General features: G+C 63.1%; 12 protein-coding genes. 9 read left to right on the plus strand and 3 right to left on the minus strand.

The window, feature by feature from the left end:
- The first annotated feature begins 2 nt into the window (after positions 1-2).
- Complete coding sequence (locus tag AC1RZR_RS17135) at positions 3-2,201, plus strand: dipeptide ABC transporter ATP-binding protein (RefSeq protein WP_481825371.1); 2,199 nt, start codon at positions 3-5, stop codon at positions 2,199-2,201.
- A 31-nt stretch (positions 2,202-2,232) separates the two neighbouring features.
- On the opposite strand, the gene AC1RZR_RS17140 is transcribed toward AC1RZR_RS17135, so the two are convergent.
- Positions 2,233-2,823 carry a transglycosylase SLT domain-containing protein gene (locus AC1RZR_RS17140; RefSeq protein ID WP_379103573.1) on the minus strand — a complete coding sequence of 197 codons (591 nt, stop codon included), beginning with the start codon at positions 2,821-2,823 and terminating at the stop codon, positions 2,233-2,235.
- Between the two features lie 217 nt (positions 2,824-3,040).
- Here AC1RZR_RS17140 and AC1RZR_RS17145 point away from each other — a divergent pair, with 217 nt between their 5' ends.
- On the plus strand, positions 3,041-4,579 hold the full coding sequence (locus AC1RZR_RS17145) for a trimethylamine methyltransferase family protein (RefSeq protein WP_481825372.1): 1,539 nt from the start codon (positions 3,041-3,043) through the stop codon (positions 4,577-4,579).
- Positions 4,580-4,636: 57 nt separating this feature from the next.
- Positions 4,637-7,063 (plus strand): GcvT family protein, encoded by a 2,427-nt coding sequence (locus tag AC1RZR_RS17150; RefSeq protein WP_481825373.1) that lies wholly within the window; start codon positions 4,637-4,639, stop codon positions 7,061-7,063.
- Positions 7,064-7,251: 188 nt separating this feature from the next.
- Here the strand turns inward: AC1RZR_RS17150 and AC1RZR_RS17155 are convergent, their stop codons facing one another.
- Positions 7,252-7,644, minus strand: a complete 393-nt coding sequence (locus AC1RZR_RS17155) for a DoxX family protein (protein WP_477274435.1) — start codon at positions 7,642-7,644, stop codon at positions 7,252-7,254.
- A gap of 207 nt (positions 7,645-7,851) precedes the next feature.
- Between AC1RZR_RS17155 and AC1RZR_RS17160 the strand changes: the two genes are divergently transcribed.
- Positions 7,852-8,340: a hypothetical protein gene (locus AC1RZR_RS17160; RefSeq protein ID WP_477275003.1), complete on the plus strand. Its 489-nt coding sequence runs from the start codon at positions 7,852-7,854 to the stop codon at positions 8,338-8,340.
- An 84-nt stretch (positions 8,341-8,424) separates the two neighbouring features.
- Here AC1RZR_RS17160 and AC1RZR_RS17165 read toward each other — a convergent pair whose 3' ends face one another.
- Entirely contained in the window at positions 8,425-9,201 is a 777-nt protein-coding gene (locus tag AC1RZR_RS17165; protein WP_477274437.1) for a VOC family protein, read from the minus strand.
- A gap of 169 nt (positions 9,202-9,370) precedes the next feature.
- Here AC1RZR_RS17165 and AC1RZR_RS17170 point away from each other — a divergent pair, with 169 nt between their 5' ends.
- The 5 genes from AC1RZR_RS17170 to AC1RZR_RS17190 all read left to right on the plus strand — a co-directional run bounded on the left by AC1RZR_RS17170 (position 9,371) and on the right by AC1RZR_RS17190 (position 14,372).
- Entirely contained in the window at positions 9,371-10,096 is a 726-nt protein-coding gene (locus tag AC1RZR_RS17170; protein ID WP_477274439.1) for a gamma-glutamylcyclotransferase, read from the plus strand.
- Positions 10,097-10,215: 119 nt separating this feature from the next.
- Positions 10,216-11,571, plus strand: coding sequence for an NAD(P)-dependent oxidoreductase (locus AC1RZR_RS17175; protein ID WP_477274441.1), 1,356 nt, complete (start codon positions 10,216-10,218; stop codon positions 11,569-11,571).
- A 4-nt stretch (positions 11,572-11,575) separates the two neighbouring features.
- Positions 11,576-12,418, plus strand: a complete 843-nt coding sequence (locus tag AC1RZR_RS17180) for a class I SAM-dependent methyltransferase (protein ID WP_477274443.1) — start codon at positions 11,576-11,578, stop codon at positions 12,416-12,418.
- Between the two features lie 12 nt (positions 12,419-12,430).
- On the plus strand, positions 12,431-13,744 hold the full coding sequence (preA, locus tag AC1RZR_RS17185) for an NAD-dependent dihydropyrimidine dehydrogenase subunit PreA (RefSeq protein WP_477274445.1): 1,314 nt from the start codon (positions 12,431-12,433) through the stop codon (positions 13,742-13,744).
- Positions 13,745-13,853: 109 nt separating this feature from the next.
- On the plus strand, positions 13,854-14,372 hold the full coding sequence (locus AC1RZR_RS17190; RefSeq protein ID WP_481825374.1) for an RrF2 family transcriptional regulator: 519 nt from the start codon (positions 13,854-13,856) through the stop codon (positions 14,370-14,372).
- Positions 14,373-14,381: the final 9 nt, after the last annotated feature.

Genomic DNA, 14,381 nt, shown 5'->3' on the forward strand with positions numbered 1-14,381 from the left:
CCATGAATGAGGCAGTTCGAAATCCCGGCAAACCGACCCCTGGGCCGATCATCGAGATCGAGAACCTGTCGATCTCCTTCTTCACCCGCAAGGGCGAGATCCCGGCTGTCATGGATTTTTCCTGCACGGTCATGCCGGGCGAGGCGATGGGCATTGTCGGCGAATCCGGCTGCGGTAAGTCGACCGTGTCGCTGGGCATCATGCGCGACCTCTCCAACATCGGAAAGATCGTCGGCGGCAAGATCAAGTTCCAGGGCAAGGACATGGGCGAGCTCTCCGACGAGGAACTGCGCGCCATCCGCGGCAACAAGATCGCCATGATCTACCAGGAGCCGATGGCGAGCCTCAATCCGGCGATGAAGGTCGGCCAGCAGTTGATGGAAGTGCCGCTGATCCACGACAAGGTGTCGAAGGAAGAGGCTTACAAACGCGCCCTCGACATGGTGCGCTCGGTCAAGCTGCCCGACCCCGAGCGCATGATGCGCTCCTATCCGCATCAGCTGTCGGGCGGCCAGCAGCAGCGCATCGTCATTGCTATGGCGCTGCTGTCGAAGCCGGCGCTGCTTCTGCTCGACGAGCCGACGACTGCGCTTGATGTGACGGTGGAGGCGGGCATCGTCGACCTGGTCAAGGGGCTCGGCGAGAAGTTCGGCACGTCGATGATTTTCGTCTCGCACAATCTCGGCCTGATCCTGGAGACCTGCGACCGCATCACGGTGATGTATTCGGGCGAGGCGGTGGAGACCGGCAAGATCAAGGACGTGTTCGACCGGATGCGGCATCCCTATACGCAAGGGCTGTTCCGCTCGATCCCGCTCCCCGGCGCCGACAAGAATTCACGGCCGCTGATCTCCATCCCCGGGCAATTGCCACTGCCGCACGAGCGGCCGAAAGGCTGCAATTTCGGACCGCGTTGCCACCATTTCGTCGAGGGCGTCTGCAACGCCGCCGAAATCCCGATGATCGAGGTCGCGGGTCATGAAGGTCATTTCTCGCGCTGCGTGCGCTTCAACGAGATCGACTGGGAGGCACTGCCGCCCGGCGCCAAGAAGGTCAATGAACGCGTCGTGCCCGGCGCGCCGGTGCTCAAGGTCGAGGATCTGAGAAAATACTACAAGGTCGGCGGCAGCGAGGTGTTCGGCTCGAGCGAAGGCCGCGTCGTCAAGGCCAACGAGACGATCTCATTCATGGCGCGCGAATCCGAGACGGTCGCCATCGTCGGCGAATCCGGCTGCGGAAAGTCGACGCTGGCCAAGGTGCTGCTCGGGCTGGAGACGGCAAGTGCCGGCACTGTGACGCTGGGCAACAAGGAAATCCAGTCGACCGGAATCGAGAACCGCAGTGTCGAAACCGTATCGTCGATCCAGATGGTGTTCCAGAACCCGTTCGACACGCTCAACCCCAGCCATTCGGTAGGATCGCAGATCATCCGCACGCTGGAGAAATTCAATGTCGGCAAGACGGTCGCCGACCGCCGCAAGCGCATGCTGGAACTGCTCGACCTGGTGAAGCTGCCGCGGGCATTCGAGACCCGCAAGCCGCGTCAACTGTCAGGCGGCCAGAAGCAGCGCATCGGCGTGGCGCGCGCCTTTGCCGGCGACGCCAAGGTGGTGGTGGCCGACGAGCCGGTATCGGCACTCGACGTGTCGGTACAGGCGGCGGTGACCGAACTGCTGATGGACATCCAGCGCAAGAACAAGACGACGATGCTGTTCATCAGCCACGATCTGTCCGTCGTGCGCTACATCGCCGACCGCGTCGTCGTCATGTATCTCGGCTATATCGTCGAGCAGGGCACGACCGACCAGATCTTCGCGCCACCCTATCACCCCTATACCGAGGCGCTGCTGTCGGCGATCCCGATCGCCGACACCAGTGTGGTGAAGCGGCACATCGTGCTGGAAGGCGACATTCCTTCGGCGATGAATCCGCCGTCGGGCTGTCCGTTCCAGACCCGCTGCGGCTACAAGAAACTGGTGCCGGACAATCTGTGCGAGACCAAGGTGCCGCCGGTCAAGCATCTCGGCGATGGCCATATGAGCCTGTGCTGGCTGGCCGACGACGTGCTGGCCAAGATGGAGCCGGTGATCAAGTTCGACAAGGAGCATGCCGCGCATGAGGGCGTGCCGGAAGACGCGCCGCCTGTTCCGGGGGTGTCCACTGCAACGCCCAAGCCTCCACGCGGCAAGAAGCCGAGCTGACGGCGGAAGCGCAGTCAGCGCAGCGGCGTGATCAGTTGCCGCACTGGCTCAACTGCTGCGCATAATCCCGCGCCATCTTTTCGGTGGCCCGGGCATAGCCCTGGACGCCGGCATCGCCGCGGTTGCCGCGGCCATAGGCGGTCCAGCCGAGATAGTAGGCGAGATAGAGATTGTAGGTGTCGTTGCGGGCGACGCCATACGTGTCTGCCGTCTTGGAGTGATACCAGCCGACGAAATCGACAGCGTCGGCAAACTTTGTCCGCCGCGCCGCCCAGTTGCCGGTCTCCCTCTGATATTGCGACCAGGTGCCGTCCAGCGCCTGCGAAAAGCCGGTGGCCGACGAGACGTGTTTCCACGGAATGAAGCCGAGCAGCTTGGTGCGCGGCGGGCGGGCGTTGCTCTTGAAGCCGGACTCCTTGCGCACCGTCGCCATCAGCACGGGAACCGGCACGCCGTATTTCTGCTGCGTGCGCTCGGCGGCCGACTGCCAGTTGTCGAACCAGCCGTCATTCTGGTCGAAGACGGCGCAGACATTGTTGATATGACTGGGCGCCGTCGCGCAGGCCGAAAGGGCCAGCAGCACGCAAACCGCACCAATTTTACTAAAACTCGAGCTACGCATTGGAGGAGCAATAGGCCGAAAACATAAAAGGAATCTTGCTGCGTTCGTTAACGCTTGATCGGCGCATTCATCTCAGAAAGCACCATATTAATAATCCGACATGTTTCGTCGCTTTTCCTAAATGGATATTGCAGAAATGCCGCCGTGGCTAAAATCACGCCCGCAAACGGCGTATTTCTGACAGCTTGCCTGGTTCGCCGGGGCTTTGATATCAGGCATGAACGAACCAAGACGCAAACGCGGCGCCGAGCGCACCAGCAACAGGGGGCCGTCGGCTATCCCGCAATTGCCGCTCAGGCGGGTGACCAATCCCTATCCGCCGATGGCAATGCTCTCGCCTGAGCAGATCGAGCAGATTCACCAGGCGTCGATACACATATTGGAGAATTTCGGCATCGAGGTGATGAGCCCGCGTGCGCTGTCGCTGTTCGAGAAGGCAGGCGCCAAAGTCGATCATGCGACGGCGAATGTCCGCATTGATCGCGGCATGATCGCCGAGGCGTTGAAGACCACGCAGTCCAATTATACGCTGACGCCGCGCAACCCGGCTAATGCCGTTCATCTCGGCGGCAACACCATCAATTTCACGCTCGTTGCCGGGCCGCCAAACGTGCACGACATGGAGCGCGGCCGCCGCGCCGGCAATCTGCGCGACTACTCGGACCTCACCCGGCTGGCGCAGCATTTCAACTGCATCCACATGCTCGGCAACCAGGTCTGCGCGCCGGTGGAGCTGCCGGCCAACTCCCGCCATCTCGACACCTACTTCACCAATCTGACACTCACCGACAAGAGTTTCCATGTCTCGGCGATCGGCCGGGGCAGGGCGCTGGACGGCATCGAGATGATGGCCATCGCGCGTGGGCTGACACTGGACCAGATGCGCGACGATCCCGGCATCACCACCATCATCTCGGTCAACTCGCCGCGCCGCTTCGACGAGATGATGGCCGAGGGGCTGATGACGATGGCCGAATTCGGCCAGTCGGTGGCGGTGACGCCGTTCACGCTGATGGGGGCGATGAGCCCTGTGACGCTGGCCGGCGCGCTGGCGCAGCAGAATGCCGAGGCGCTGTTCGGCGTGGTGTTGACGCAGCTCGTGCGACCGGGCGCGCCGGTGATGTATGGCGCCTTCACCTCCAATGTCGACATGAAGTCGGGCGCACCGGCCTTCGGCACGCCGGAGAACACCAAGGCCAACATCGCTTCCGGGCAATTGGCGCGTCGCTACAATCTGCCCTATCGCACGACGCCAGGCTCGGCCTCCAACGCCGCCGATGCGCAGGGTGCGTATGAGACGCTGATGGCGCTGTGGGGCGCGGTGCTCGGCCATGGCAATCTCGTCTATCACGCTGCCGGCTGGCAGGAGGGCGGGCTGACGGCGTCGTTCGAGAAGCTCATCATCGATGTCGAGATGATCCAACACATGATGGAGTTCCTGCGCCCGATCGTGGTCGATGAGGCCGAGCTTGCCGTCGAGGCTTTGGGCGCGGTGCCGACCGGCGGCCATTTCTTCGGCGAACCGCACACGCTCGAACGCTACGCGACCGCCTTCTACCAGCCGATGCTGTCCAACTGGCAAAATTACGAAGCCTGGCAGGAGGCCGGCGGGCTCGACGCCACGGCGCGCGCGACGCGGCTGTGGAAGAAGGCACTGGAGGACTACGTCGAGCCGGTGATGGACATCGCCGTGCGCGAAGAACTCGAGGCTTACATGGCCAGGCGCAAGCAAGCGATCGGGCAGGGCGAACCGTGATGCCTCCCATCCTGATTCCACTCCCCCATCCAACTCACTGATATCAGAGAAAAATCCATGAAATCGCATGCAAAGGTCGTGGTCATTGGCGGCGGTGTCGTCGGGTGCTCGGTGCTGTTCCATCTTGCCCGGCATGGCTGGACCGACGTCGTGCTTCTGGAGCGCGACGAACTCACGTCGGGCTCGACCTGGCACGCGGCCGGCGGCATGCACACGATCAATGGCGATCCCAACGTCGCCAAGCTGCAGAAATACACGATCAACCTCTACAAGGAGATCGAGGAGCTTTCCGGCCAGGCAACCGGCGTGCACCTGACCGGCGGCGTGCTTCTGGCGGCGACCGAGGCGCGGCTGGACTGGCTGCGCGGGGTCGTCGCCAAGGGCCGCTATCTCGGCATCGAGCTTGAGGAGATCTCCCCCAAAGAAGCGGCCGAACTGATGCCGCTGCTCGATCCCAAGCAGTTCGTAGGCGCTGTCAGAAACAAGGAGGATGGCCATCTCGATCCCTCCGGCGTCACCCACGCCTATGCAAAGGCCGCGCGAAAGCTGGGCGCGGAGGTCGAGCGCTTCACCAAGGTGGAGGACATCGTGCGGCGCGCCGATGGGATGTGGCGCGTCATCACCAACAAGGGCGAGGTGGTGGCCGAGCATGTCGTCAATGCCGGCGGCCTTTGGGCGCGCGAGGTCGGCCGCATGGTTGGCCTCGAACTGCCGGTGCTGGCGATGGAGCACATGTATCTGATCACCGAGGACATGCCCGAGGTCGCCGCCTGGAACGCCAAGACCGGCACCGAGATCATCCACGCGGTCGATTTCGACGGTGAGCTCTATCTACGGCAGGAGCGCGGCGGCATGCTGATGGGCACCTATGAGAAGGCCAACAAACCGTGGTCAGAGTTCCAGACGCCGTGGAATTTTGGCCATGAATTGCTGGCGCCGGACATCGACCGCATCGCGCCGTCGCTGGAGGTCGGGTTCCGGCATTTCCCCGCCTTCCAGAACACCGGCATCAAGCAGATCATCAATGGACCCTTCACCTTCGCGCCCGACGGCAACCCGCTGGTCGGCCCGGTGCGCGGCCTGCCGGGCTTCTGGGTGGCTTGCGGCGTCATGGCCGGCTTCAGCCAAGGCGGCGGCGTCGGGCTGGCGTTGTCCAACTGGATGATCGAGGGCGACCCCGGTGCCGACATCTGGGCGATGGATGTTGCGCGCTATGGCGACTGGGCGACGATGGCCTACACCAACGCCAAGGTGCGCGAGAACTATTCCAGGCGGTTTTCGATCCGCTTCCCCAATGAGGAACTGCCCGCCGGACGGCCGCTCAAGACGACTCCGGTCTATGATCTGCTGTCGGCCAAGGGCGCGCAATGGGGCGTCGCCTATGGGCTGGAGGTGCCGCTGTGGTATGCGCCGGAAGGCGTGAAGGACGAGTTCTCGTGGCGCCGCTCGAGCGATTTCACCCAGGTCGCCAAGGAGGTCGCAACCGTTCGCGACGGTGTCGGCCTGTCGGAGATTTCGAGCTTCGCCAAATACAAGGTGACGGGCGAGGGCGCGGCCGCCTGGCTCGACCGGATGCTCGCCTGCAAACTGCCGAAGCCCGGCCGCATGACGCTGGCGCCGATGCTGAAGGACGACGGCAAGCTGATCGGCGACTTCACGCTCGCCAATCTCGACTGCGAAGGCTGGTTCCTCGCCGGCTCCGGCATTGCCGAGCAGTATCATATGCGCTGGTTCGAAAAGCACCTGCCTGACGACGGTTCGGTCCGTATCGAGGCACTGGGCGCCAAGCTGACCGGCCTGTCGGTTGCCGGGCCTAAGGCGCGCGACGTGCTGGCAAAAGCCACGCGTGCGGATGTGTCTAATGCCGCGGTTCCGTTCATGGCCATAGGCAGGATGGATATCGGCATGGCGCCGTGCCTGGTCGGCCGCGTCAGCTACACCGGCGATCTTGGCTACGAAATGTGGGTAGCGCCGGAGTATCAGCGCGCCGCATTCCAGGCCCTGATGGCGGCCGGCGAGGAATTCGGCATCGGCCTTTTCGGTTCGCGCGCGCTCAACGCGCTGCGGCTGGAAAAGAATTACGGCTCATGGGCGCGCGAGTACCGGCCGATCTACGGGCCGCTGGAAGCCGGCCTCGACCGTTTCGTTGCTTACAGCAAGGATGCGGATTTCATCGGCAAGGCCGCGGCACTCGCCGAGCGCAAGCAGGGCGGCAGGCTGCGCCTGCGCGCCTTCATCGTCGATGCCGACGACGCTGATGTCATCGGCGACGAGCCGATCTGGTTCGACGGCGCGGTGCGCGGCTGGGTGACTTCGGGCGGCTACGCGCATCACTCGAAGAAGTCCGTCGCTGTCGGCTATGTGCCGAAGGAGATCGCTGATGAAAGCGACGGTTTCGAGATCGAGCTCTTGGGCAAGCGTCATGCGGCGCGCATGCAGGCGGCGGCACTGTTCGATGCCAATTTCGAGCGGATGCGCGCCTGAAGCGCTTCGGCTTCGCCGATACGCTTCAGATTCTTTCTGTGCTGTCCCAAAACCGCAGAGCACTTTTAGGCGACATGCAGCGTGCGCTTCGGCTTCGCCGATGCGCTTCAGATTCTCTCCGTGCATGTCGTTGTCCCAAACCGCCGGGCACCTTTGGACGATATGCATTGGGCACGGCCGGTTGAGCGTCAGGCGCTGCGGCGGTTGTCCAGCGCGAAGGCACCGGCACCGGCAAACACCAGATAGAGGAAGATGAAGCAGAACGAGATTGCCGAATCGCCGCCGTTGTTGACCGGGAAGAAGTCGCGCGGCATGTGCGCCATGAAATAGGCGATCGCCATCTCGCCGGCCAGAAGGAACGCGACCGGGCGGGTGAACAGGCCCAGCGCCAGCAGGATGCCGCCGGCGAATTCGAGGATGCCGGCAGCGAGTGTCAGCCCGGTGAGAGCATGGGGTTGGTCGCTGACGGGAAAATTGAACAATTTCTGGCTGCCGTGTTCGATGAACTGCAGCGCCGTCATGATGCGCAGCGCGCCCAGGGCCTGCGGCTGGTATCTGGCAAGGCTCTCGAAAAGCTTCATAAATGACTCCATTTAGATTTAGCTTCCGGACCGGCCATAGATTATCGCCCGGCAATGGACCACTCACGTCCCCACGGCATGCCATCAACAATCGGTGATTGGAAATGTTCCCCAGTTTGACATTTCATATTGTTCTCGCAAGGGTTGCATTCCTATCGCTATGGTTGTATTAATATGGACATTCCAAACAGGTGGGTTCCCTTTGTTATGAAAAAAATCGTCATCAGCCTATTCGCAATCCTTGCAGGGACCAGCTTCGCCATGGCCGAGGATGCCGGCTGCGAAGCCTTCAAATGGCCGGTGACGCGGGAACAGGCGCTTTTTGCCGCAGCGCCTGCAACGCCGTCTGGAGCGACGCTGGCGGTGGGTGCTGCTGCGGATCTGGCACTGGTGCCGGCGGAGAAAGCCGGTTTCACGCTGCCGCCCGAGCGTGCCCCGGCATCAGGCACATTTGGCGCCGTCGCCAGCCTGGAGGTGCCGACCGAGGGGGCCATTCAGATAAGTCTGTCAGGCGAGGCCTGGATCGATGTCATTCAGGACGGCCACGCCATCAAGTCGGTGGGCTATAGCGGCGTGAAAACCTGCCCTGGCATCCGCAAGAGCGTGCGCTTCAAGCTTGCCGCCGGTCCGGCCACAGTCCAGTTCAGCGGCGCGAAAAAGGCAGAGCTGAAGGTCGCGGTGCTGACGCCGGAATAGGTTGGCGCCAAAAGCTGGGAATACGGCCTTCCATCGGCGATGCGTGCGATGAAAGGCCGACTCTTTGGGCCGTGTTGAACGCTGTCAGCGCACCGGCGCCATCAAGGCGAAATGGGCGCCTTGCGTATCCTGGCACTGGACGATCCAGCTGCCTCCGGGTACCTCCATCGGTCCCATCAGGATCTTGCCGCCATTGTCGGTCACCCGCTGGGCCGCGGCGTCGATGGCCGGTACATTGAAGTAGAACTGCCACACCGGCACCGGGATCTGCTGCGGCTTGTTCATGATGCCGCCGCCGGATTCGGGGCCAGCCGTAAAGGTCTGGTAGGTGCCCATCGGGCCCATGTCGAAATCGCCGGCATTGGCCCAGCCGAACTGGTCGGAATAGAAATCGAACGCGGCCTTCCAATCCGATGTGTAAAGCTCGTGCCAGCCGATATGGCCGGGCGTGCTGGCCGGCACGATGGGCTGGTCCGGACCGTTCGGCTGCAGGAACATGAACGTCGCGCCCTGCGGATCGGCGACGACGGCAAAGCGGCCAACGCCCGGAATATCGTCGGGCTGGCGGTGAACAGCACCGCCGGCTTTCTGCAGCGATGCCGTCGCGGCATCAACATCTTTTGTATGGATGTAGCCGAGCCAAGCGGGAGGCATGCCCATCTTGGCAGCGTCCTCGGGGATCGTCATCAGCCCGCCGACGCCACGCTCGCCGACATTCATGACGATATAGCGCGGCATGCCAAGGGTCGTCTCGAAAGGCTGCGCAGTCCAGCCGACCACCTTGGTGTAGAACGCCTCGGCGGCGTCGAGATCGGTGGTCATCAATTCGTACCAGAAGAAGGGCATCGGGGATTTTGGCATGGTCGGTCTCCTCACCGGTTTGCATCGATCGTCGGTCGATCCATCCTAGGACGATCTTCACGACGAAAATCCGACGACGCCCAAATAAAAGATCGGTCCATGACAACCGTTCCCGGGTTGCGCGCCCGGCGGTTTTCGATTTCTCTGCGATGGGGAGGGTTGTCATTTCATGCGCCGGATGTCGCTCACGCCTGAGCTAGTCGCACTGTGCCATCGGGAAGAGGCCGATCCTGGCCCTGACCCGAGCTGGACGGAGTTGAAGGACGAGGATTTCCGGCCCCTTGCCTTGCGGCTGTCCGATGAAGCCGACGAGGGGCCGCTATGGGTGTTCGCCTATGGATCGCTGATCTGGAAGCCGGAGTTTGAATCGGTCGAGCAGCAGCTCGCCACGGCCTTTGGCTGGCACCGCTCCTTCTGCCTCGACATGGTGCGGTGGCGCGGCAGCGCCGCACAGCCGGGGCTGATGATGGCGCTCGAACGAGGTGGACGGTGCAACGGCGTCATCTATCGCTTGCCGGAAGGCGAAAAACCGGCCCAGATCGAACGGCTGCTGCGGCGCGAGATCAGCGACCACGAAAGTATCGACACGGTCAGGTGGCTGCCGGTGCATACGGCACAAGGGTCGCTGCGCGCGCTTGGCTTCTGGGTCGGCGTGAAGGGCAGGGGAACGTCGCTGAAGCAGCCGCTGGACAGGGTGGCGAGCGTGCTGGCCAGAGCCTGCGGGCACATCGGATCCGGCGCCGAATATCTCTACAACACGGTTAGTCATCTCGAAGCGTTCGGCATCCACGACCGCAACCTGTGGCGGTTGCAGGAGCTGGTGGCGGACGAGGTCCGGGCGATCCACGGCCATGCTGTCGAGCCCAGCCATTCGCTCGCACTACAGACACCATAACATGAGTAAAAAGATCATGTTTTATCCAGCCTTTTCAGCACCTTGCTGCGAAAATTGACCAATTGATAAAAAAATAAAACGTGCTAGCCTTCCCCAAAACAAAACATGGGGAACTGACGATGCCAGAAGGCCAGTTCAAGGAAGGTATTGCCGGTGGCCGGCTTGCCGCCGACCAGTATGCGGATAATTTTTCCGACCTGCACCCGCCGCTCGATCATCACGAGGCGCTGGTCGAATCCGACCGCTGCTACTTCTGCTACGACGCGCCGTGCATGAATGCATGCCCGACCTCGATCGACATTCCGCTGTTCATTCGCCAGATATCGACCGGCAATCCGATCGGCTCGGCCAAGACCATCTTCGACCAGAACATTCTGGGCGGCATGTGCGCCCGCGTCTGCCCGACCGAGACGCTGTGCGAGGAGGTCTGCGTGCGCGAGGTGGCCGAAGGCAAGCCGGTGCAGATCGGCCGCCTGCAGCGCTACGCTACCGATGTCGCGATGAGTGAGAGCAAGCAATTTTACCAACGCGCCACTGCCACCGGCAAGACGGTTGCCGTGGTCGGGGCAGGGCCGGCCGGCCTTGCCGCGGCGCACCGGCTCGCCCGCCATGGCCATGACGTGACCATCCTGGAGGCGCGTCCGAAGGCCGGCGGCCTCAACGAATACGGCATCGCCGCCTACAAGAGCGTCGACAATTTCGCCCAGGCGGAAGTCGACTACGTCACCGCCATCGGTGGCATCGACATCCAGAACGGCAAAGCACTTGGCCGCGACTATCAGCTGTCCGATCTGATCCGGAACTATGACGCGGTGTTTCTCGGCATGGGGCTTGGCGGCGTCAATGCGCTGCGCGCCGATGGCGAGGATGCCGACGGCGTCACCAATGCGGTCGAGTTCATTGCCGAGTTGCGTCAGGCCAGTGACCTCGCCAGTCTGCCGGTTGGTCGGCGCGTCGTCGTCATCGGCGGCGGCATGACGGCGATCGACGCGGCGGTGCAGTCGAAGTTGCTCGGCGCCGAGGAGGTGACGATCTGCTACCGGCGCGGCCAGGAGCACATGAACGCTTCCGAGTTCGAGCAGGATCTGGCCGCCGCCAATGGCGTCACCATTCGCCATTGGCTGCAGCCGAAGCGGGTGATTGCCGAAGGCGGCAAGGTGTCGGCTATCGAAGTCGAGTACACCGCCATGAACGGCGACAGGCTTGCCGGCACCGGCGAGACGCTGACGCTCATTGCAGACCAGGTGTTCAAGGCCATAGGCCAGAGTTTTGTCCCGGCAGCGCTCAATGGCAGCGGTGCTGCGATCGAACTCGAAGCCGGCCGCATCAAGGTCGATGCGGAAGGTCGCACGTCGCTCGCCAAGGTCTGGGCCGGCGGCGACTGCATCTTTGGCGGCGACGACCTCACCGTCTCGGCGGTGGCGCAAGGCCGCGACGCCGCGGAGAGCATCCACAGGAGCCTCGCTCAGGGATAGGATCATGGCCACGGTGGAACCGGGCATCGCCCGTCACTACGACATATCGGGCCTGGAGGAGCGGATCATAGCCGCGCTCGCAGATAGCGGCGTGGACCTTGCCAATCTGCGTGCAAGCGATCTCGAAGCGGTCGACGAATTTCACATTGGTGGCGTGGCCGCCACCAAGGCACTCGTCGGGCAGATGGGGCTGAACCCGGGGACAATGCTTCTCGACATCGGGTCTGGCGTTGGCGGGCCGGCCCGCTTTGTTGCAAGCAACGTTGGCGCTGACGTTACCGGCATTGATCTGACGCAGAGCTACGTCGATATCGCGACCAGACTGTCGAAGCGAACCGGGATGGCCGGCAAGACGCGGTTCGTGCAAGGCAGCGCGCTGGATATGCCATTCGCGGATGCGAGCTTCGATGCGGCTATGATCCTGCATGTCGGCATGAACCTTCCCGACAAGCCGAGACTGATGAATGAGGCTGCCCGCGTGCTGCGGCCGGGCAGCGTTTTCGCCGTCTACGATGTGATGCGGCTGAAGTACGGTGCGCTGACGTATCCGCTGCCTTGGGCGTCTGATGAAACCATGTCCTTCGTTGGCACCCCGGACGACTATCGCTCGGCGGCCGTCGCTGCGGGGTTCTCTGTGATCGCCGAGCGGCCGCGCGGCGCCTTTGCCATCGAGTTCTTTGCCACGATGCGTGCGCGCCTGGCAGCCGCGCAAGCGGAAGGCAACAAGCCGCCGCCCGGCGTCGGCCTCATCATGGGCGAGGACGCCCGCACCAAGATCGCCAATATCACCGCCGCGCTTGAAGGCGGCATTCTTGCACCCGTCGAACTGCTCCTTCGTCTCGGTTGAAAGGGACCTGTCATGGCAGACATCCGCAACAATTTCGTCGGCATCAAATCGCCCAATCCGTTCTGGCTGGCCTCGGCGCCGCCGACCGACAAGGCCTACAACGTCATCCGCGCCTTCAAGGCCGGCTGGGGCGGCGTTGTCTGGAAGACGCTGGGCGAGGAAGGCCCGCCGGTGGTCAACGTCAACGGCCCGCGTTACGGCGCGATCTGGGGCGCCGACCGGCGACTGCTCGGCCTCAACAACATCGAACTGATCACCGACCGCGACCTGCAGGTCAATCTGCGCGAGATCAAGCAGGTCAAGAAGGACTGGCCCGACCGCGCCATCGTCGTCTCGCTGATGGTCCCGTGCGTCGAGGAGAGCTGGAAGGCGATCCTGCCGGTGGTCGAGGAGACTGAGGCCGACGGCATCGAGCTCAATTTCGGCTGCCCGCACGGCATGTCGGAGCGCGGCATGGGTGCCGCCGTCGGCCAGGTGCCGGAATACATCGAAATGGTGGTGCGCTGGTGCAAGGCCAACACCCGCATGCCAGTCATCACCAAGCTGACGCCCAACATCACCGATGTGCGCAAGCCGGCGCGCGCCGCCCTTGCCGGCGGCACCGACGCGGTGTCGCTGATCAACACCATCAACTCGATCACCGGCGTCGACCTCGACAGTTTCGCGCCACAGCCGACCATCGACGGCAAGGGTTCGCATGGCGGCTATTGCGGCCCGGCGGTGAAGCCGATCGCGATGAACATGGTGGCCGAGATCGCGCGCGATCCCGAAACCCACGGCCTGCCGATCTCCGGCATCGGCGGCATCACCACCTGGCGTGACGCGGCCGAGTTCATGGCGCTCGGCGCCGGCAATGTGCAGGTCTGCACGGCGGCGATGACCTACGGCTTCAAGATCGTGCAGGAGATGATTGCCGGTCTCGAAAACTGGATGGACGAGAAGGGCCATGCCTCGCTCGACGACATTGTCGGCCGCGCCACGCCCAACGTCACTGACTGGCAGTACCTCAACCTCAACTACATCGCCAAGGCACGTATCGACCAGGACGCCTGCATCAAATGCGGCCGCTGCCACATCGCCTGCGAGGACACCTCTCATCAGGCAATCACCAGCATGGTCGACGGCGTCAGGCACTTCGAGGTGATCGAGGCCGAATGCGTCGGGTGCAATTTGTGCGTCAATGTCTGCCCGGTCGAGAACTGCATCACCATGGAACCGTTGGCGGCAGGCGTGATGGACGAGCGCACCGGCAAGCCGGTGTCGCCGATCTACGCCAACTGGACGACGCACCCGAACAATCCGATGGCCAAGGTGGCGGCGGAGTAGGGGAGCCCTTCACCGAAAAAACGGCGCCTTCGGGCGCCGTTTTTCATGTTCCTATTGCAGATAGAAGATATCCACGATAAGAACTATCCATGAATAGGAGATCGAAACCATGAAGCTGGGCGAGGGCGTCGAGGCAGCGATCCACTGCGCGGCCATGCTGGCCGGCGTGGAGGGCGAAGCGACCATTCCCGGCGCCGCCATGGCGGAAGCCTTTGGCCTGTCGCCTAGCTATCTCCTGAAACATCTCAACATGCTGAGCGCGGCGGGCATCCTGGAATCGGTCTCGGGACCGGCGGGCGGCTACCGGCTGGCGCGGCCGGCCGAGCACATATCGCTGCTCGATATCGTGCTGGCCGTCGAGGGGCGCGAGCCGGCCTTTCGTTGTGGCGAGATCCGCCGCAACGGTCCGGTCAGGCTCGATGTCTCGGCTTATGTGAAGCCATGCGGCATCAACGCCGCGATGCTGAAGGCCGAGCGAGCCTACCGCACCGCGCTCGCCGAGGCAAAGCTATCCGACATCGTCGCGGAATACATGACCGATGCCGATCCGCGTTCGGTCGCCGCCGGCTGCGCCTTCGTGGCGCGCCATCAGCGGCCGCAGAAATCCAGTTCAACCAAGCAGACGTGAAAGGACATG

Source organism: Mesorhizobium bavaricum, from assembly GCF_056781655.1.